At 65.6% G+C, this 18,047-nt stretch carries 18 protein-coding genes; 13 read left to right on the top strand and 5 right to left on the bottom strand.

Features of this window, described 5'->3' with window-relative positions:
- Positions 1-47: 47 nt before the first annotated feature.
- The gene (gene gph, locus BLW02_RS09335; RefSeq protein ID WP_092698031.1) at positions 48-749 is read left to right on the top strand and encodes a phosphoglycolate phosphatase; all 702 of its coding nucleotides are present in this window, start codon (positions 48-50) and stop codon (positions 747-749) included.
- 48 nt (positions 750-797) lie between these two features.
- Here gph and BLW02_RS09330 read toward each other — a convergent pair whose 3' ends face one another.
- Entirely contained in the window at positions 798-1,397 is a 600-nt protein-coding gene (locus tag BLW02_RS09330) for a chalcone isomerase family protein (RefSeq protein ID WP_026435351.1), read from the bottom strand.
- 346 nt (positions 1,398-1,743) lie between these two features.
- Between BLW02_RS09330 and trpE the strand changes: the two genes are divergently transcribed.
- From trpE to BLW02_RS09295, 8 genes are read left to right on the top strand one after another with little or no spacing between them, the layout of a single operon-like run.
- Positions 1,744-3,243: an anthranilate synthase component I gene (gene trpE / locus BLW02_RS09325; RefSeq protein WP_026435350.1), complete on the top strand. Its 1,500-nt coding sequence runs from the start codon at positions 1,744-1,746 to the stop codon at positions 3,241-3,243.
- Positions 3,240-3,569: a chorismate mutase gene (locus BLW02_RS09320; protein WP_026435349.1), complete on the top strand. Its 330-nt coding sequence runs from the start codon at positions 3,240-3,242 to the stop codon at positions 3,567-3,569. Before trpE ends, BLW02_RS09320 begins: the two co-directional genes overlap by 4 nt.
- 4 nt (positions 3,570-3,573) lie before the next feature.
- Positions 3,574-4,158, top strand: coding sequence for an aminodeoxychorismate/anthranilate synthase component II (locus BLW02_RS09315; RefSeq protein WP_092698030.1), 585 nt, complete (start codon positions 3,574-3,576; stop codon positions 4,156-4,158).
- Between the two features lie 23 nt (positions 4,159-4,181).
- Positions 4,182-4,817 (top strand): LysE family translocator, encoded by a 636-nt coding sequence (locus BLW02_RS09310; RefSeq protein WP_092698050.1) that lies wholly within the window; start codon positions 4,182-4,184, stop codon positions 4,815-4,817.
- 24 nt (positions 4,818-4,841) lie between these two features.
- Positions 4,842-5,879, top strand: coding sequence for an anthranilate phosphoribosyltransferase (trpD, locus tag BLW02_RS09305; RefSeq protein ID WP_092698029.1), 1,038 nt, complete (start codon positions 4,842-4,844; stop codon positions 5,877-5,879).
- A 7-nt stretch (positions 5,880-5,886) separates the two neighbouring features.
- Positions 5,887-6,039: a hypothetical protein gene (locus tag BLW02_RS20020; RefSeq protein ID WP_167544069.1), complete on the top strand. Its 153-nt coding sequence runs from the start codon at positions 5,887-5,889 to the stop codon at positions 6,037-6,039.
- Complete coding sequence (gene trpC / locus BLW02_RS09300; RefSeq protein WP_092698028.1) at positions 6,032-6,832, top strand: indole-3-glycerol phosphate synthase TrpC; 801 nt, start codon at positions 6,032-6,034, stop codon at positions 6,830-6,832. The genes BLW02_RS20020 and trpC overlap by 8 nt, the downstream gene beginning before the upstream one ends.
- A 58-nt stretch (positions 6,833-6,890) precedes the next feature.
- Positions 6,891-7,622 carry a uracil-DNA glycosylase gene (locus BLW02_RS09295; protein ID WP_092698027.1) on the top strand — a complete coding sequence of 244 codons (732 nt, stop codon included), beginning with the start codon at positions 6,891-6,893 and terminating at the stop codon, positions 7,620-7,622.
- A 41-nt stretch (positions 7,623-7,663) separates the two neighbouring features.
- Here the strand turns inward: BLW02_RS09295 and queA are convergent, their stop codons facing one another.
- Positions 7,664-8,770 (bottom strand): tRNA preQ1(34) S-adenosylmethionine ribosyltransferase-isomerase QueA, encoded by a 1,107-nt coding sequence (gene queA, locus BLW02_RS09290; RefSeq protein WP_092698026.1) that lies wholly within the window; start codon positions 8,768-8,770, stop codon positions 7,664-7,666.
- 239 nt (positions 8,771-9,009) lie between these two features.
- Between queA and BLW02_RS09285 the strand changes: the two genes are divergently transcribed.
- Entirely contained in the window at positions 9,010-10,155 is a 1,146-nt protein-coding gene (locus BLW02_RS09285) for a GGDEF domain-containing protein (RefSeq protein WP_092698025.1), read from the top strand.
- An 81-nt stretch (positions 10,156-10,236) separates the two neighbouring features.
- Here BLW02_RS09285 and BLW02_RS09280 read toward each other — a convergent pair whose 3' ends face one another.
- From BLW02_RS09280 to BLW02_RS09270, 3 genes are all read right to left on the bottom strand, one after another.
- Positions 10,237-11,184 (bottom strand): 1-phosphofructokinase family hexose kinase, encoded by a 948-nt coding sequence (locus BLW02_RS09280; RefSeq protein ID WP_092698049.1) that lies wholly within the window; start codon positions 11,182-11,184, stop codon positions 10,237-10,239.
- A gap of 92 nt (positions 11,185-11,276) precedes the next feature.
- Positions 11,277-12,503 carry a cyclic di-GMP phosphodiesterase gene (locus tag BLW02_RS09275; protein WP_092698024.1) on the bottom strand — a complete coding sequence of 409 codons (1,227 nt, stop codon included), beginning with the start codon at positions 12,501-12,503 and terminating at the stop codon, positions 11,277-11,279.
- Positions 12,504-12,682: 179 nt separating this feature from the next.
- Positions 12,683-13,957: a cyclic di-GMP phosphodiesterase gene (locus BLW02_RS09270; RefSeq protein ID WP_092698023.1), complete on the bottom strand. Its 1,275-nt coding sequence runs from the start codon at positions 13,955-13,957 to the stop codon at positions 12,683-12,685.
- A gap of 110 nt (positions 13,958-14,067) precedes the next feature.
- Here BLW02_RS09270 and recG point away from each other — a divergent pair, with 110 nt between their 5' ends.
- From recG to BLW02_RS09255, 3 genes are all read left to right on the top strand, one after another.
- Positions 14,068-16,308, top strand: a complete 2,241-nt coding sequence (gene recG / locus BLW02_RS09265) for an ATP-dependent DNA helicase RecG (protein ID WP_092698022.1) — start codon at positions 14,068-14,070, stop codon at positions 16,306-16,308.
- A 41-nt stretch (positions 16,309-16,349) separates the two neighbouring features.
- Positions 16,350-17,315, top strand: a complete 966-nt coding sequence (locus BLW02_RS09260) for a LysR substrate-binding domain-containing protein (protein ID WP_092698021.1) — start codon at positions 16,350-16,352, stop codon at positions 17,313-17,315.
- Between the two features lie 162 nt (positions 17,316-17,477).
- Positions 17,478-17,981 (top strand): Dps family protein, encoded by a 504-nt coding sequence (locus tag BLW02_RS09255; RefSeq protein WP_092698020.1) that lies wholly within the window; start codon positions 17,478-17,480, stop codon positions 17,979-17,981.
- Positions 17,982-18,047: the final 66 nt, after the last annotated feature.

Below are 18,047 nucleotides of genomic sequence, written 5' to 3'. Positions count from 1 at the left end.
GCGTGGCGCAGTAACATCCTGCGCTTTGTCTCGAACCCTGCCGGCCCATGCTGAACTCTATTGGATCGAACCACGCCACCCTGGACGCCGCCATCATCGACCTCGACGGCACCATGGTGGACACCCTGGGTGACTTTGCCGAGGCCCTGAACCGCATGCTGAGCGACCTGGCGTTGCCGGCGATTGCCGCGCCGGCCATAGAACAGATGGTGGGCAAGGGCTCCGAGCATTTGCTGCGTTCAGTGCTCCATCACGTTCTAGACCAGGCAGGTAAAGCGCCAACAGCGATTGAAGTAGACGCGTTCTACGCCCGTGCCTGGCCCAGCTACCAGCAGCACTACCTGTCCATCAACGGCGACTGTGCGCAGGTTTATCCCGGCGTGGTGGCGGGTCTGCAGGCCCTGCGCCAGGCCGGCCTGCGGCTGGCCTGCCTGACCAACAAACCGGCCGCGTTTGCTTTGCCCCTCCTGCGTGCCAAGGGGCTGGACGGCTATTTTGAGCAGGTGTTCGGTGGCGACAGTTTTGCCAGGAAGAAGCCCGACCCGTTGCCGCTGCTGAAAACCTGTGAGGCCTTGCAGACCGAGCCCGCCCGCACGCTGATGGTGGGTGATTCTTCCAACGACGCGCAGGCCGCTCGCGCCGCCGGCTGCCCCGTGGTGCTGGTCACCTACGGCTACAACCACGGCCTGCCGGTGCAGGCCGTGGATGCGGACGGTTACGTGGACTCGCTGGAACTGCTGCTGGCCTGAGTGGCCTGGCGGAGCGTGAAGGTTGGGGGGCTGGTGAGTCCGCGGGACTCAGGCAGGCTTGCCCAGCAAGGCGTCCTTGAGTTTCCAGTCCGCGGGTACGTGGCCCAGCCAGATACTCAGGAGCGCATTGAAGAACTCGGGTTCCTTGAAGGGTTCGCCCTGGGGCTTGCCCTTGACAGTGATGACCGTCCCCGTCCCGGGAATCCAGTCGATCATGAACTGGTCGCCGGCCTGCAGTTTCTTGTGCTCTGAAAAGATCTGGCTCATGCGCAGCACGCCGGGAATCAGCTTGGAGAATGCGGCCCGGTCCATGTTGTCTTCCATCCCTCGTGAAAACAGCTTGCCCAGCTCGGCAGAGTCAATCTCGCGCAGCATGGTGATGCTCAGGCGCTTGGGCCCGCGAACGGAGGTTGCTTCCGGCGTGGTCGATGCCTTCTTTTCCAGGTACAGCCCGGCCGTGTAAACCTTGAAAACGGTCTTGTAGCGCACGCCCGCCCCATTGAGTTGCAAGGTGCTGCCTGCGACCACACTGGTTTCTTCGTATTTCACGTCGGCGACGGTGACGGGCTGGGCCGTTGCGCTGGCCGCCATGCAACAGGCACTGACAAACGCACCGGCCGACAAGGCGCATCGATGGAGGAATTTCATGCAGGGCTCCTGGAAGTGAACGATCGTTCGTTTCTAATTGTTGCAAGAAGCGCTGGTTGTCACCACAGGGTTTTCGAGAGGTTGTGTCCTGTGAATGGGTGCAGCGCCCTCCATGGGGTCAAGGACCTTTGCTACACTTTGGGCATGTTCATACACCACGTGTTCATCACAGGTCGCAGCGACCGGGGAGCTTGGCCCTGGCGTCGGCCTGTCTGCCTGAACACCTGATGGCACCTGGGTTCATTCCCGGCGTGCAGTCTGGGCCCCGCCTGGAGCCCGCCGATGAACAGCGGCGCCCGACCCTTCTCTTGCGGTCTGCGCGCCACCCCAGCAGGGAGTCTCCCCCGTGATCACCGAACTTGAATTCAAAAGCCTGGCCGGCGAAGGCTACAACCGCATTCCGCTCATGGTGGAAGCCTTTGCGGATCTGGAAACCCCGCTCTCGCTGTACCTGAAGCTCGCCCACAGCAAGGATGGGGGCAAGCACAGCTTCCTGCTGGAATCGGTGGTGGGCGGCGAGCGTTTTGGCCGCTACAGCTTCATCGGCTTGCCTGCCCGCACCTTGCTGCGCGCCAGCGGGTTTGGCGCCGATGCGCGCACCGAGGTCGTCACCGACGGCCAGGTGGTGGAAACCGTGCGGGGCAATCCGCTGGATTTCATCGAGGCGTACCAGAAACGCTTCAAGGTGGCCCTGCGCCCGGGACTCCCCCGCTTTTGTGGTGGCCTGGCGGGCTACTTCGGCTACGACACGGTGCGCTACATCGAGAAGAAACTCGAAACCACCTGCCCGCCCGATGCGCTGGAAACACCCGACATCCTCTTGCTGCAGTGCGAAGAGCTGGCGGTCATCGACAACCTGTCGGGCAAGCTCTATCTCATTGTCTATGCCGATCCGGCCCAGCCCGAGGCCTATACCCGGGCCAAGAAGCGCCTGCGCGAGCTCAAGGACCAGCTCAAATATTCGGTGAGCGCCCCCGTGGTCAAGGCCACCGAAAGCCATCCCGCGCAGCGCAGCTTTGCCAAGGCCGACTACCTGGCGGCCGTGGGCCGGGCCAAGGAGCTCATTGCCGCCGGTGATTTCATGCAGGTGCAGGTGGGCCAGCGCATCCACAAGCGCTACACGGAAAGCCCCCTGAGCCTGTACCGTGCGCTGCGCTCGCTGAACCCTTCGCCCTACATGTATTTCTACAATTTCGGCGACTTCCATGTGGTGGGGGCCAGCCCCGAGATCCTGGTGCGCCAGGAGCAGACCGATGCGGGCACCAAGGTCACCATCCGGCCCCTGGCGGGAACGCGCCCGCGCGGTGCCACGCCCGAGAAGGACAAGGCCGCCGAGGTGGAGCTCATCAACGATCCCAAGGAGCGTGCCGAACATGTGATGCTGATCGACCTGGCGCGCAACGACATCGGGCGCATCGCCCGGACGGGCACTGTCAAGGTGACCGAAGCCTTTGTGGTCGAGCGCTACAGCCATGTGATGCACATCGTGAGCAATGTCGAAGGCCTGCTGAACGAGGGCATGACCAGCATGGACGTGCTCAAGGCCACCTTCCCTGCCGGCACGCTCACCGGCGCGCCCAAGGTGCATGCCATGGAGCTGATCGACCAGCTCGAACCCGTCAAGCGCGGCGTGTACGGCGGCGCCTGCGGTTACCTCAGTTACGCGGGTGACATGGACGTGGCCATTGCGATCCGCACCGGCATCATCAAGGACGGCACGCTGTATGTGCAGGCGGCCGCTGGCGTGGTGGCCGACTCGGTGCCCGAGCTGGAGTGGAAGGAAACCGAACACAAGGCCCGCGCCCTGCTGCGCGCCGCCGAACTTGTCGAGGAGGGGCTGGAATGAGCCAGGCCATCAACAACGTGCAGCATTGCACGACCATGGACGATGTGCGTCGCCACATCGACGCGCTGGACGACGTGCTGGTGCCGCTGCTGGTCACGCGCGGCGGCTACATGACCCAGGCCGCGCGCATCAAGCAGGACGCATCGCAGGTGCGCGATGAAGAACGCATCCAGGCCATCGTGGACCGCGTGCGTGCGCGCACACTGATCGAAGGCGGCGAGCCCGATGTGATGGAGGCCATCTACCGCAGCATGATGGAAGCTTACATCGCCCATGAACACCGCGAGTTTGCGCGCCTGCGCCAGACCGCTGCACATGAGGGGTGAGGCCATGAAACTCCTGATGGTCGACAACTACGACAGCTTCACCTACAACATCGTCCAGTATTTCGGCGAACTGGGTGCGGATGTGGAAGTGCATCGCAACGACGAGATCACCGTGGCAGACATCGAAGCGCGCCTGAATGCCGGGCAGCTCGACCGCCTCGTGATCTCGCCCGGCCCCTGCTCGCCCGCCGAGGCGGGCATCTCGGTGGCCGCCATCCAGCACTTTGCCGGCAAGCTGCCCATCCTGGGCGTGTGCCTGGGCCACCAGGCCATCGGTGCGGCCTTTGGCGGCACCATCGTGCGCGCCCAGGAGCTCATGCATGGCAAGACCAGTGTCATCACCACCACGCAAAAAGGTGTGTTCGCGGGGCTGCCAGAGCACTTCACGGTGAACCGCTACCACTCGCTGGCCATCGAGCGCGCGAGCTGCCCCGAGGTGCTGGAGGTGACGGCCTGGACCGATGACGGCGAGATCATGGGCGTGCGCCACAAAGAGCTGGCCATCGAGGGCGTGCAGTTCCACCCCGAGAGCATCCTTACCGAATACGGCCACGCCATGCTGCGCAACTTCCTGGAGCAGCGCGCGTGAGCATCGACACCCACCAGCTGCTGATGTTCATCGCCGCGGGCTGGCTGCTTAACCTCACGCCGGGGCCCGACGTGCTTTACATCGTCTCGAACGCGCTGCGTTCGGGCGCGCGCGCCGGCATCGTGGCGGGGCTGGGCATTACGGCCGGGTGCTTCGTGCACATCTTCGCCGCTGCCGTGGGCGTGGGCGCGCTGCTGGCCGCATCGGCCACGGCTTTCACCGTGCTCAAGTGGCTGGGCGCGGCCTACCTGCTGTGGATGGGGGTGCGCATGCTGTTCTCGCGCGCCGGCGGCGGCAACGGCGCCGCCCTTGCGGCTGCGCAGTCGGCCACGCCTGTGACGGCTTCGCTGCGCAGCGTGTTCCTGGGCGGCTTCTGGACCAACGTGCTCAATCCCAAGGTCGCCATCTTCTTCCTGGCCTTCGTGCCGCAGTTCATCGCTCCGGGCATTGAGAACAAGGCGCTGGCCTTCGTGCTGTTGGGCGTGCTGTTCAACGTCAATGCCATTCCGGTCAACGTCGGCTGGGCGCTGGCGGCCGCCTGGATGTCGCGCCGCGTGGGCGCAGTGCAGCGTGGCATGCACTGGCTGGACCGCGTGGCGGGTGTCATGTTCATCGGCTTCGGACTCAAGCTGGCCTTCACTGAGAGCCCCAAGGCCTGAAACCCCATCAGCAAGGACAAAACCATGCCCATCACCCCCCAGGAAGCGCTGCAGCGCACCATCGAGCACCGCGAAATCTTCCACGACGAGATGCTGCACCTGATGCGGCTCATCATGCGCGGCGAGCTCTCGCCCGTCATGACGGCGGCCATCGTGACCGGCCTGCGCGTGAAGAAGGAAACCATCGGCGAGATCACCGCCGCCGCGCAGGTGATGCGCGAGTTCTCCACCAAGGTGCATGTCGCAGACACCAGCCACATGGTGGACATCGTGGGCACGGGCGGCGATGGCGCCAACACTTTCAACATCTCCACCTGCGCCACCTTCGTGATCGCAGCGACCGGCGGCAAGGTCAGCAAGCACGGCGGGCGCAGCGTGAGCAGCAAGAGCGGCAGTGCCGACGCCATGGAAGCCCTGGGCGTCCACATCAACCTGTCACCCGAAGCCATTGCCCGCTGCATTGCCGAGGTGGGCATCGGCTTCATGTTCGCGCCCAACCACCACCCGGCCATGAAGAACGTGGCGCCCGTGCGCAAGGAGCTGGGTGTGCGCACCCTCTTCAACATCCTGGGCCCGCTGACCAACCCGGCCGGCGCGCCCAACATCCTCATGGGCGTGTTCCACGAAGACCTGGTGGGCATCCAGGTGCGCGCCCTGCAGCGCTTGGGCGCCGAGCACGCCCTGGTCATCTACGGGCGCGACGGCCTCGACGAAATCAGCCTGGGCGCCTCCACCCTGGTGGGTGAGCTCAAGGACGGAGCCATCCGCGAATACGAAGTGCATCCCGAAGACTTCGGCCTGGCCATGACCAGCACCCGCCAGCTGCGCGTGGACAACCCCGAGCAGTCGCGCGCCATCGTGCTGGATGTGCTGGATGGCAAGCCCGGCGCGGCGCGCGACATCGTCTGCCTGAATGCCGGCGCCGCGCTGTATGCGGCCAACGTGGTGGACAGCATCGCCGCCGGCCTCTCGCGTGCGCAGCAGGCCATCGACAGCGGCGCCGCCAAGGCCAAGCTGGGCGAGCTGGTCACGCGCACGCATGCGCTGGCCACCGTGGCCTGAGCGCAGCATGTGGCGCGACCCCGGCACCTGGATCGCACTGGGCGTCTCGGCGCTCTTTGTGGTGGTGGGGCTGGCAATGCACCGCGTGTTCACCCGCATACTGAAACAGGGCTCTGCGGAGCCTGGCGACGACAACCACAAGGCTGAAAACCATGAGTGACATCCTCAACAAGATCGTGGCCGTCAAGCACGAAGAAGTGGCCGCCGCCAAAAAGCGCCTGCCGCTGGCCGCCATGCGTGCCGACGCCGAAAGCCGCGTGCTCACGCGCGATTTCGAAGGCGCGCTGCGCGCCAAAATCGCCAAAGGCCAGGCGGCCGTGATCGCCGAGATCAAGAAGGCCAGCCCCAGCAAGGGCGTGATCCGGGCCGACTTCATCCCGGCCGACATTGCCCAGAGCTACGCCGATGGCGACGGCACGGTCGGCGCGGCCTGCCTGTCGGTGCTGACCGACAAGCAGTTCTTTCAGGGCAGCGTGGACTACCTCAAGCAGGCCCGCGCGAGCTGCCAGCTGCCCGTCCTGCGCAAGGACTTCCTCGTGGATGCCTACCAGGTGTACGAAGCGCGGGCCATGGGAGCCGATGCCATTTTGCTGATCGCGGCCAGCCTCGACGATGCCCAGATGGCCGACTTCGAGGCCATCGCCCGCAGCCTGGACATGGCCGTGCTGGTGGAGGTGCACGACCGCCCCGAGCTGGAGCGCGCCCTGAAGCTCAAGACCCCGCTGGTCGGCATCAACAACCGCAACCTGCGCACCTTCGAGGTCACGCTGCAGACCACGCTGGGCATGGTCCAGGATGTGCCGCAAGACCGCCTGCTGGTCACCGAGTCGGGCATCCTAAAGCCTGCGGACGTGAAGACCCTGCGCGATGCTGGCGTGCACGCCTTCCTGGTGGGCGAGGCCTTCATGCGCGCCCCGGAGCCGGGTTTGGAGCTGGCCAAGCTGTTCGCCTGACCTGCAAAATCGATAGTTGCTTGCGCTTTCTGGTTAAACGCAGGAACCCAGTTTGATCATGAATGATCTGCAAAATGCACCCACGCAACTGCAAAGCGCCGACCCGGCCGACTGGCCCGTGGCGTCTGGCTGGCAGCCGCTGGTGCAGGACTTTTTCGCCAGCACTACCGGCCACAAGCTGCTGACCTTTCTGCAGGCCCGGCTGGCTGCCGGTGCCACCATCTTCCCGCCGCGCCCGCTGCGCGCGCTGGAACTCACGCCACCCGAGGAGGTGCGCGTGGTCATCCTGGGGCAGGACCCGTACCACGGCCGGGGCCAGGCCGAGGGGCTGGCGTTCTCGGTGGTGCCGGGTGTGCGCCTGCCGCCCTCGCTGCAGAATATCTTCAAGGAGATGCAGCGCGACCTGGGAACGCCTTTCCCGGCAATGCCCGACCCCGGCGGCAGCCTGGTGAAGTGGGCCCGTAACGGCGTGCTGCTGCTCAACACCACGCTCACCGTGGAAGAAGGCCAGCCCGCCAGCCATGCGGGAAAGGGCTGGGAGGTGCTGACCGACGCCGTCATCCGCCATGTGGCACAGGGGCAGCGGCCCGTGGTGTTCATGCTCTGGGGCGCGCACGCGCAGAGCAAGCGCGCCGTGATTCCGCGCGACCGGGGGCACCTGGTGCTCACGGCCAACCACCCCTCGCCGCTGTCGGCGCTGCGGCCGCCGGTGCCGTTCATCGGGTGCGGGCATTTCGGGCAGGCGCGGCTGTTTCGGCAGGCGCATGAGGCACCAGTTGCGACTGATTAGATAGCTGTTGGCGCTTTTCCATCAGGCGCTGGAGGTCTTTTCTATTTCAAATCCTGGCGCTCCAGCAGCATCGCGTCGCCATAGCTGAAAAACCGGTACTCCTGCGCAATCGCATGCCGGTACAGGCCCATGATGTGGGCATAGCCCGCAAACGCGCTCACCAGCATCATCAGCGTGCTCTTGGGCAGGTGGAAGTTGGTCAGCAACAGGTCCACCACCTGGAAGCGAAAGCCCGGCGTGATGAAGATATTGGTGTCGCCACTCGCCTGGCCCGAGCGCGCCCAGGATTCGAGCGTGCGCACCGTCGTTGTGCCCACGGCCACCACGCGCCCGCCGCGCTGGCGGCAGCGCTCCAGCGCGGCCAGGGTGGCCAGGGGCACCTCGTACCACTCGCTGTGCATCTGGTGCTCGGCCAGGTTCTCGGTCTTGACGGGCTGGAAGGTGCCCGCGCCGACATGCAACGTGACGCTGGCACGCTCGATGCCGCGCGCTGCCAGGTCGGCCAGCACGGCGTCGTCAAAGTGCAGCGCCGCTGTGGGTGCGGCCACGGCGCCGGGGGCGCGGGCAAATACCGTCTGGTAGCGCTGGCTGTCCTCGGCGGCGTCGGGGTCGTGGTCGGTGTTCTGATTGCGCTCGATGTAGGGCGGCAGCGGCAGGTGGCCGTGGCGCTCCATCAGCTCCCAGGGGCTCTCGCCGGCCGGGCCGTGCAGTGCAAAGCGGAACAGCGGGCCGTCTTCATGAGGCCAACGGCCCAGCAAGGTGGCGTCGAAGCCGCCGCCCTGGCGCCCGCCGGCCATGTGCACGGTGCTGCCGCTCTGGGGCTTCTTGCTGACTTTCATGTGCGCCACCACCTCGTGACCGGTGAGCACACGTTCGATCAGGAGTTCGAGCTTGCCGCCGCTGGCTTTCTCGCCAAAGATGCGCGCCTTGACGACGCGGGTGTCGTTGAACACCAGCAGGTCGCCCTCGCGCAGCAGGCCGGGCAGCTCGCGAAAGATGCGGTCCACGGGCTGCATGGCGCGGCCGTCAAGCAGGCGCGAGGCGCTGCGTTCCGGGGCGGGGTGCTGGGCAATCAGTGCGGGGGGCAGCGAAAAATCAAAATCGCTGAGGGTAAAAGTGCGGGCGCTGCCGCCGGGGTGATCGATCATGGAGCTTGAGGACCGGACGGGTCCGTGCCAAGAAAAGGGGGAGGTGAGGGAGGCGCAGATTTTCCCACGCCCACGCCTACGCCCACGGTGACGGTGACGGTGACGCGAGAAAGGCAAGTCGGAGGTAAAGCCACACAACCGGCCATGCATTGCGCGGTGTGGTGCCTGGGCTGACAATGCCGCCTTGCATTGACGCATCTGAACGCCCGGCCACTCGAACACAACACCTATCTGCCTCTATGGAAACTTTTGTCCGGGATCAGAACCTGCTCACCGGCCTGCCCCTGGTGGACCAGCAGCACCACGCGCTGGTGGACCTTTTCAATGAACTCAGCAGCTCGTTTTTTCTGGCGGAAGGTAACCGCGAGGTGGTGCTTGCCGATACCTTCCGGCGGCTGGAAGCCTATACCCGCGAGCATTTCAGCGACGAAGAGGCCCTCATGCATTCCGAGGGGGTGGACGCGCGCCACATCGCGGTGCACCACGCCCTGCATGAGCAGTTTGTGGCGCAGGTCAACACGATGTGGGGGCGGCGCGCCGACATGGGTGATCCGGCGGAGACCTTTGTCGGGTTTCTGACGGCGTGGCTGGGTTTGCATATTCTGGGCATCGACCAGTCGCTGGCACGCCAGATCAACCTGATACGCCAGGGGGTTGCCCCGGCCGATGCCTTCGAGCGCGAGGGGGCGGCGCAAGACCACGGCACGCAGGCCCTGATCAAGATGATTGGCAATCTTTACCGTGTGCTGTCCCGGCAGAACGCCGATCTGGCGCGGGCCAACCTGCACCTGGAAGACCGCGTGGCCCAGCGCACCGCAGAGTTGGCCCAGACCAATGAAGAACTGAAGCTGGCCAATGTTCGGCTGGAAGCCTTCTCGCGCACCGACGGGCTGCTGCAGCTGGCAAACCGCGCGTATTTCGACACCCGGCTGGCAGAAGCCTGTGCGACCGCTTTTCGGCGCGAGCAACCGCTGGGGCTGCTGATGATCGATGTGGACTATTTCAAGCGCTACAACGACAGCTACGGCCACCAGGCTGGCGATGCGTGCCTGCAGGCGGTGGCTGCTGCAGTGCAGGGTGCCATGCTGCGCGCCAGCGATCTGGTGGCCCGGTATGGCGGTGAGGAACTGGCCGTGATCTTGCCCGATACCGACGCCGCCGGCACCGCCGCCGTGGCTGCACGGGTGGTGGCTGCGGTGGCAGCGCTGGGGCTGGCCCACAAGGCCTCGGGCGTCGCTACGCATGTCTCGGTCAGCGTGGGGGCGGTAAGCGGCATTCCGGCGCAGCGCGATGCCAGTGCACCCCTGGTGGCCCAGGCCGATGCGGCGCTTTACCGGGCCAAGGAGCAGGGGCGCAATCGCTGGGTTATGGCGGAATCGGCCTGACGCGACCGATCAGTGCGTGAGGGCACAAGGGCGCCCGCGCCCAGCTCGCCGTTCGCACTGTTCTCACGCCGGCCACGCCATTCAAACCGGTGATGCGCGCACGATGACCTGCGATTGCAGCCGGTGCACGTCGGTCGCCCGGGCCAGCGCTGTGCCGGGCACCAGCAGCGCGGCAGCGCCCGCCGCCATGCCCCAGCGAAGGGCATCAGGCGGGGGGGCGCCGCGGTCCAGTGACCAGACCAGCGCGGCCAGAAAGCAGTCGCCCGCACCCGTGGTTCCACTGGCCGCGGACACGTCAAGGGCTGGCGCCTGCCACACCCCATCGCGCGTGGCCAGCACGGCGCCTTGCGCCCCCAGCGATAGCGCAACCATCTCTGTCTGGCCAGAGTGCACCAGCGCTTGCGCGGCCGCGCACTGGTCCGCGGGGTGTTCCAACGGCTGCCGCAGCACCTCGCGCAATTCGCGCAGGCTGGGCTTGACCAGGGTGGTGCCGGCTTGCAGCGCAGCGGCCAGTGGCAGGCCAGAGGTGTCCACCACCAGGCGCGTGCCGCGTGCGCGGGCGCCGGGTGCAAGCCGGGCATAAAAATCATCCGGCACGCCGGGCGGCAGGCTGCCGCTGGCAATCAGCCAGCGCGGGGCCACGGTGACTGTGGCCAGGGCATCCAGACACGCCTGCCATTCCGCAGTCTGCAGAGTGGGGCCGGGCAGCACGAAGCGAAATTCCTGGCCGGTGGCAGTTTCGACGACCGAAAAATTTTCCCGGGTATCGCCCGCAATGGGGCGGATGTCGGCGGCCACACCTTCGTCTGCCAACAACTGGCGCACTTGCGCGCCCGAGGCACCCCCCACCAGGGCCCAGGCCTGCACATCGCTGCCCAGCCGGTGCAGCACGCGGGCCACATTGATGCCGCCACCGCCTGCAAACCGTTGCGCAGGGCCGCAGCGCAGCTTGTGCGTAGGCTCCACGCGTTCGATGGTGGTGGCCAGGTCGAGTGCGGGGTTCAGGGTGAGGGTGATCAGTGCGGGCACGGGCAGCATTCGGGTGGGGCAAACAGTTGGGCGCGAACCTACCAGACCTGCTCGGAAAAACCCGACCACAGCTCGTTCATGTCGGGGAAATTCTATTGGCCGGGGTCTTCCCGCGCCACGATTTTCTCGGTGGCGCCGGGCGCGGCCAGGTTCACCAGCTCGGCTGGAATGCGCAGGTCGGATTTGGTCGAAAAGAACACTTTGACGACCGGGGTGGTGAGCGCTGCAGGGGCCTGCTCTACCACCACGCCCAGGCGACCAGAAGTCAGCCGCACCAGCGAGCCCACCGGGTAGATGCCAATGCTTTTGACGAACGCCTGGAACAGCCGGGGGTCGAAGTGGTCGTTGGTCCAGTCGGCCATGCGTCGCAGCGACTCGGCGGGGTCCCAGCCGCGCTTGTAAGGTCGGTCGGAGGTGATGGCGTCGTACACGTCGCAGATGGCCGTCATGCGGGCGATCACGCTGATGCCATCGCCCTTGAGCTTGTCGGGGTAGCCCGATCCATCCACCTTCTCGTGGTGGTGCAGGCAGGCGTCCAGCACGGCTTCGGGGATATTGCCACCCTCTTTGAGCATGTGAAAGCCTTCCACCGGGTGGCTGCGGACCACGGTGAATTCCTGGTCTGTGAGCTTGCCCGGCTTGTTGAGCACCTTCAGGGGAATGGCGGCCTTGCCCAGGTCATGCATCAGACCGGCCAAACCGGCCAGCCGCTGCTGGTCGTCCCCGAGCTTGAGCTGTTTTGCCAGTGCAATCATGAGCGCGCACACCGCCACCGAATGCATGTAGGTGGAGTCGTCGGCCGTTTTCAGGCGGGCCAGGCTGATCAGCGCACCCGGATTGCGGGTCACGGAATCGGAGATTTCCTCTACCAGGCTCTGCAGTCCCACCGAATCCACCGCGCGGCCCATGCGCGCCTCATTGAACATGGAGACCACTGCCTGCTTTGACTTCACGCAGATGGCGGCCGCCATTTCGAGCTCACTTTGCATGTCCGCAGGCTGGCGGTTGCGCTTGGGCGGAGGCGGCGGGGTCGGCAGGGTGACCTCGATGGGGGGCAGATCCGACAGCAGACTGAAGTCGGTTTCGATCTGTGCATCGACCTCTTCACGTGACACCGAGGCGGTGCCGACAGCGACGTCCGCGCCCTTGTCGGTGTCGATCCAGCATTCGCGGATGGAGGTGGCCAGGATACGGGCCAGGTCGTCGGGGTCCTGGAGCAGGAATTTGGCGCGCCAGAAGGGATGCTCCATCCACGAGCCGCAAAACTCGTGCAGGTACATACCCAGGGTGAGGTGCTTCACGTCGATGCGTTTGAGCATGGTGGCTGGCTGGAATGGGTGGCAAAAAGGCGTAACAATCAGCAACCATATTAGTCTTTTTCTTCACCGGGGCTGACAGATCGCTGAGCCAGCTGCAGCCTGCAGTCACCCTGGGCGAACCCGTGACTGGCGTTGGGGGCGGGCGGCCGGTGCGACCGCAGGCCGCTGGCGGCGTAAAGCTACCAGACCTGCTCGGAAAAACCCGACCACAGCTCGATCATGTCGGGAAAATTCCAGTGGCCGGGGTCTTCCCGCGCCACGATTTTCTCGGTGGCGCAGGGCGCGGCCAGGTTCACCAGTTCGGGTGGAATGCGCAGGTCGTATTTGGTCGAAAAGAAGACTTTGACGACCGGGGTGGTGAGCGCTGCAGGGGCCTGCTCGACCACTACGCCCAGGCGCCCAGAAGTCAGCCGCACCAGCGAGCCCACCGGGTAGATGCCGATGCTTTTGACGAACGCCTGGAAAAGCCGGGGGTCCAGATGGTGGCCCGACCATTCGGCCATGCGGCGCAGCGATTCGGAAGGATCCCAGCCGTTTTTGTACGGGCGATCGGAAGTGATGGCGTCATAGACATCGCAGATCGCGGTCATGCGGGCGATCAGGCTGATGGCGTCGCCCTTCAGTTTGTCGGGGTAGCCCGTGCCATCCATTTTTTCGTGGTGATGTAAGCAGGCGTCCAGCACGGCCTCGGGTAGGTTGCCGCTCTTCTTGAGAATCTGGTAGCCCGACGCGGAGTGGTTGCGCACCACATCGAATTCCTGATCGGTGAGCCGGCTGGGCTTTTTGAGCACGACCATAGGCGTTGCGATTTTGCCAAGATCGTGCAGCAGGCCTGCCATGCCGGCGACGCGGGTTTGCTCGTCGTCGAGTTTGAGCTGCCGTGCCAGTGCCACCATCAGGGCGCACACCGCCACCGAATGCATGTAGGTGTAGTCGTCCGCCGTTTTCAGGCGTGCCAGGCTGATCAGTGCATCGGGGTTGCGGGTGATGGAATCGGAAATGTCTTGCACCAGGTTCTTGACGCTGGGGGTGTCCACGGCGCGGCCCATGCGCGCTTCGCTGAACATCGACACGACGGCTTCCTTGGACTGTCTGCAGATGAACGCGGCCATCTGCAGCTCGGAGTCAATGTCTGTGGGGGCGTGGTTGCGCGGGGCAGGCGTCGGCGGGATGGCCTGCGGTGGTGGGGGTGTGTTCTCTGGTGCGCTGAAGTCGGTATCGCTCTGCGCATCAACTTCTTCCCAGGAGATAGAGGCGGTGCCGATGGCCACATCCATGCCTTTGTCGGTGTCGATCCAGCATTCGCGGATGGAGGTGGCACGGATGCGGGCCAGATCCTCGGGGTCCTTGAGCAGGAATTTGGCGCGCCAGAAGGGATGCTCCATCCACGAGCCGCAAAACTCGTGCAGGTACATGCCAAGGGTGAGGTGCTGGATGGGGATACGCTTGAGCATGACGAAAGCACTGCGTTCGAAAGAACACCGTAACAAGGTGTGAGCAAAGACAACCATGGTAGCCTTTTTGGCCTGTCATCGTCTCTTGCTCTTCTGTCTCTTTTCCCTTCATGCCCGCAGCCCCAAAAATCGTTCCCCGAGCGGCCGCTCCGGCACCTGCCCTGTCGGCTGCCAAGGGCGGGGCCTCCATGGCGCAAAAGGCGCTGCAAAAGCTGGGGCTGCGCCGCGACATTGACCTGGCCCTGCACCTGCCCCTGCGCTACGAGGATGAAACCCGCATCACCCCGCTGGCCAACGCGCGCGACGGGCAGATGGTGCAGATCGAAGCCACGGTGACGGCCAGCGAGATTCAGCTACGCCCGCGTCGTCAGTTGCTGGTGCAGGTGGAGGACGACACCGGCAGTTGCGAGCTGCGCTTCTTCAGCTTCTACCCCTCGCACCAGAAAACCCTGGCGGTGGGCGCGCGCCTGCGCATCCGGGGCGAGGTCAAGGGCGGCTTCTGGGGGCGGCAGATGATGCACCCGGCGTTCCGCGTGGCGGGCGGCGAGCTGCCTGCGGCGTTGACGCCTGTCTACCCCACCACCGCCGGTCTGCCCCAGCCCTACCTGCGCCGGGCCGTGGTGGGCGCGCTGAGCCGGGTGGACCTGTCGGACACCCTGCCGTCCGGCTGCGAGCCGCCGGTGACGCAGGTTTATAGCCAAAATGGCCTGCAGCGCTTATTCAGCCTGCGCGAGGCGCTCACTTTTTTGCACCACCCCACGCCCGATGTGGCGCTGTCCACGCTGGAAGACCACAGCCACCCCGCGTGGCAGCGCCTGAAGGCCGAGGAGCTGCTGGCCCAGCAGCTGTCGCAGCAGCAGTCGCGCCGCGCACGCGACATGCTGCGTGCGCCCGTATTGCGCGCCCAAAAAGCCGCCGATGGCGCCTTGCCGCTGCATGAGCAGTTGCTGGCCGTGCTGCCCTTCAGCCTCACCTCCGCCCAGCGCCGCGTGGGCGAAGAAATTGCCGCCGACCTGGCCCGCGCCGTGCCCATGCACCGCCTGCTGCAGGGTGATGTGGGCTCGGGCAAAACCGTGGTCTCGGCCCTGGCCGCGTGCCTGGCCATGGACGCCGGCTGGCAGTGCGCGCTGATGGCGCCCACCGAAATCCTGGCCGAGCAGCACTTTGCCAAGATGATCGGCTGGCTCGAACCCCTGCTGGCCGCACGCGGCCGCCGTGTGGCCTGGCTGGTGGGCGGGCAAAAAAAGAAAGAACGCACCGCCATGCTGGCGCTGGTGGCGAGCGGCGAAGCCGCCCTGGTGGTGGGCACCCACGCCGTCATCCAGGAGCAGGTGCAGTTCAAGAACCTGGCGCTGGCCATCATCGACGAGCAGCACCGCTTTGGCGTGGCGCAGCGGCTGGCACTGCGGCAAAAGCTGGCTGCGGGCGTCGCCGCCGGGCCTCCCCAAGGCGACGCAGCCCCCTCGGGGGGCAGCGACCCGCGCAGCGGCGGAGCGTGGGGGCCTGTGGTCGCTATGGAACCGCACATGCTCATGATGAGTGCTACGCCCATCCCGCGCACGCTGGCCATGAGCTACTACGCCGACCTGGATGTGTCGGTCATCGACGAGTTGCCCCCAGGGCGCACGCCCATCGTCACCAAGCTCATCGCCGACAGCCGCAAGGACGAGGTGATTGCGCGCATCGGCGCGCAGGTGGCGGCCGGGCGGCAGGTGTACTGGGTGTGCCCGCTGATCGAAGAGAGCGAGGCGCTCGACCTTTCCAACGCCACGGCCACCCATGCCGATTTGAGCGAAGCCTTGCCCGGGTACATGGTCGGCCTGTTGCACTCGCGCATGCCCACGGCCGAGAAGAAGGCCGTGATGGCGCTCTTCACCAGCGGCCAGATGGGCGTGCTGGTCAGCACCACGGTGATCGAGGTGGGCGTGGACGTGCCCAATGCCTCGCTCATGGTGATTGAGCACGCAGAGCGCTTTGGCCTGTCGCAGCTGCACCAGTTGCGCGGCCGGGTCGGGCGGGGCGCGGCCGCTTCGGCCTGCGTGCTGCTGTATGCCACCAACGACAGCGGGCGTGTGGGCGAGACGGCGAAAGAGCGCCTGCGCGCCATGGCCGAGACCAACGACGGCTTCGAGATCGCACGGCGTGACCTCGAAATCCGCGGGCCGGGCGAGTTTCTGGGGGCGCGCCAGTCGGGCGATGCACTGCTGCGCTTTGCCGACCTGGCCACCGACACCCACCTGCTCGAATGGGCGCGCGAACTGGCCCCGCAGATGCTGGACCGCCACCCCGAGTTGGCTGCCCGGCATGTGGCGCGCTGGTTGGGTGGAAAATCAGACTATCTCAAGGCATGAGACGCTGCGATCAACACTGACGCGGCCTGTTGGAACACACAATGACCCTCACCGAACTCAAGTACATCGTCGCCGTGGCACGGGAGAAGCACTTCGGCCATGCGGCCGATGCCTGCTATGTCTCGCAACCCACCCTGTCGGTGGCTATCAAGAAGCTGGAAGAAGAGCTGGATGTGAAGCTCTTCGAGCGCAGCGCGGGCGAGGTGACGGTGACGCCGCTGGGCGAAGAGATCGTGCGCCAGGCGCAAAGCGTGCTGGAGCAGGCGGCGGCCATCAAGGAGATTGCCAAGCGCGGCAAAGACCCGCTGGCCGGGCCGCTCACGCTGGGGGTGATCTACACCATCGGGCCCTATCTGCTGCCCGATCTGGTGCGCCAGGCCATCAAGCGATCGCCCCAGATGCCGCTGATGCTGCAAGAGAATTTCACCGTCAAGTTGCTGGAGATGCTGCGCACCGGCGAGATCGATTGCGCCATTCTGGCAGAGCCTTTTCCGGATACCGGGCTGGCCATGGCGCCGCTGTACGACGAGCCTTTCATGGCGGCGGTGCCCAGCACGCACCCGCTGGCCACGCAAAAATCCATCACGGCAGCCGAGCTCAAGAGCGAGACCATGCTGCTGCTGGGCGCGGGCCACTGTTTTCGCGACCATGTGCTGGAGGTCTGCCCAGAATTTGCGCGCTTTGCCAGCAACGCCGAGGGCATTCGCAAGTCGTTCGAAGGCTCGTCACTGGAGACCATCAAGCACATGGTGGCCGCCGGCATGGGGGTGACGCTGGTGCCGCGCCTGTCGGTGCCGCGCGATGCGCTGCTGACCGTGTCGCGCCGGCGCAAGAGTGACGAGACCTACATCCGCTACCTCCCCATCCGCGAGGAAGACGGCAGCCCGCCGCCCACGCGCCGCGTGGTGCTGGCCTGGCGGCGCAGTTTCACGCGCTACGAAGCCATTGCCGCGCTGCGCAACGCCATTTATGCCTGCGAGCTGCCGGGCGTCACGCGGCTGTCATGACCTGATGCGACCGTGCATCGGGCATCGGCGTTGCGACAGGTATTGAACGGCGGTTGTGCCGTGGGCGCACGGTTTCCTGCGCTACAGTGGGCCATTGCGCTGCAGGCCGGTTTCCCGGCGCCCGCAGCCGTTGTTTAACCCGCCCTTTCCAGGAGAAATGACATGGCCAAAGCTTCCAGCAAAACCTCGGCACCCACCATCAACATCGGCATCAGCGAGAAAGACCGCGCAGCCATCGCCCAGGGCCTGTCGCGCCTGCTGGCCGATACCTACACGCTGTACCTCACCACCCACAACTTCCACTGGAACGTGACGGGCCCGATGTTCAACACGCTGCACACCATGTTCATGACGCAGTACACCGAGCTATGGAATGCGGTGGACCCGATTGCCGAGCGCATTCGCTCGCTGGGCCATGTGGCGCCGGGCTCGTATGCCGATTTTGGCAAGCTCGCCAGCGTGCCCGACGCACCCAGCAAGCCCCCCAAGGCGCTGGACATGGTGCGCGTGCTGGTCGAGGGCCATGAAGCCGTGGCACGCACCGCGCGCAGCCTGTTCTCGTTGGTCGACAAGGCCAGCGACGAGCCCACGGCCGACCTGCTGACCCAGCGCCTGACGGTGCATGAGCAGGCCGCGTGGATGTTGCGCTCTTTGCTGGAAGACTGATTCCCTTCGCTGGATCATGGGGCGTGTCTGCTGCCGGCGCTCATTTCTGGCAGTGGACCTTCACCG

Source organism: Acidovorax soli (genome assembly GCF_900107605.1).
In the GTDB taxonomy this organism is placed as follows: Bacteria; Pseudomonadota; Gammaproteobacteria; order Burkholderiales; family Burkholderiaceae_C; genus Acidovorax; species Acidovorax soli.
Note: the sequence above shows the minus strand (reverse complement) of the source record. Positions and strands in the feature narration are given on the sequence as shown.

Bases quoted from the DNA above. Each gene is read 5' to 3' on its own strand.
- gph (WP_092698031.1), top strand. From the start codon at position 48: ATGCTGAACTCTATTGGATCGAACCACGCCACCCTGGACGCCGCCATC.
- BLW02_RS09330 (WP_026435351.1), bottom strand. From the start codon at position 1,397: ATGAAATTCCTCCATCGATGCGCCTTGTCGGCCGGTGCGTTTGTCAGT.
- BLW02_RS09320 (WP_026435349.1), top strand. From the start codon at position 3,240: ATGAGCCAGGCCATCAACAACGTGCAGCATTGCACGACCATGGACGAT.
- BLW02_RS09315 (WP_092698030.1), top strand. From the start codon at position 3,574: ATGAAACTCCTGATGGTCGACAACTACGACAGCTTCACCTACAACATC.
- BLW02_RS09310 (WP_092698050.1), top strand. From the start codon at position 4,182: ATGTTCATCGCCGCGGGCTGGCTGCTTAACCTCACGCCGGGGCCCGAC.
- trpD (WP_092698029.1), top strand. From the start codon at position 4,842: ATGCCCATCACCCCCCAGGAAGCGCTGCAGCGCACCATCGAGCACCGC.
- BLW02_RS20020 (WP_167544069.1), top strand. From the start codon at position 5,887: ATGTGGCGCGACCCCGGCACCTGGATCGCACTGGGCGTCTCGGCGCTC.
- trpC (WP_092698028.1), top strand. From the start codon at position 6,032: ATGAGTGACATCCTCAACAAGATCGTGGCCGTCAAGCACGAAGAAGTG.
- BLW02_RS09295 (WP_092698027.1), top strand. From the start codon at position 6,891: ATGAATGATCTGCAAAATGCACCCACGCAACTGCAAAGCGCCGACCCG.
- queA (WP_092698026.1), bottom strand. From the start codon at position 8,770: ATGATCGATCACCCCGGCGGCAGCGCCCGCACTTTTACCCTCAGCGAT.
- BLW02_RS09285 (WP_092698025.1), top strand. From the start codon at position 9,010: ATGGAAACTTTTGTCCGGGATCAGAACCTGCTCACCGGCCTGCCCCTG.
- BLW02_RS09275 (WP_092698024.1), bottom strand. From the start codon at position 12,503: ATGCTCAAACGCATCGACGTGAAGCACCTCACCCTGGGTATGTACCTG.
- BLW02_RS09270 (WP_092698023.1), bottom strand. From the start codon at position 13,957: ATGCTCAAGCGTATCCCCATCCAGCACCTCACCCTTGGCATGTACCTG.
- recG (WP_092698022.1), top strand. From the start codon at position 14,068: ATGCCCGCAGCCCCAAAAATCGTTCCCCGAGCGGCCGCTCCGGCACCT.
- BLW02_RS09260 (WP_092698021.1), top strand. From the start codon at position 16,350: ATGACCCTCACCGAACTCAAGTACATCGTCGCCGTGGCACGGGAGAAG.
- BLW02_RS09255 (WP_092698020.1), top strand. From the start codon at position 17,478: ATGGCCAAAGCTTCCAGCAAAACCTCGGCACCCACCATCAACATCGGC.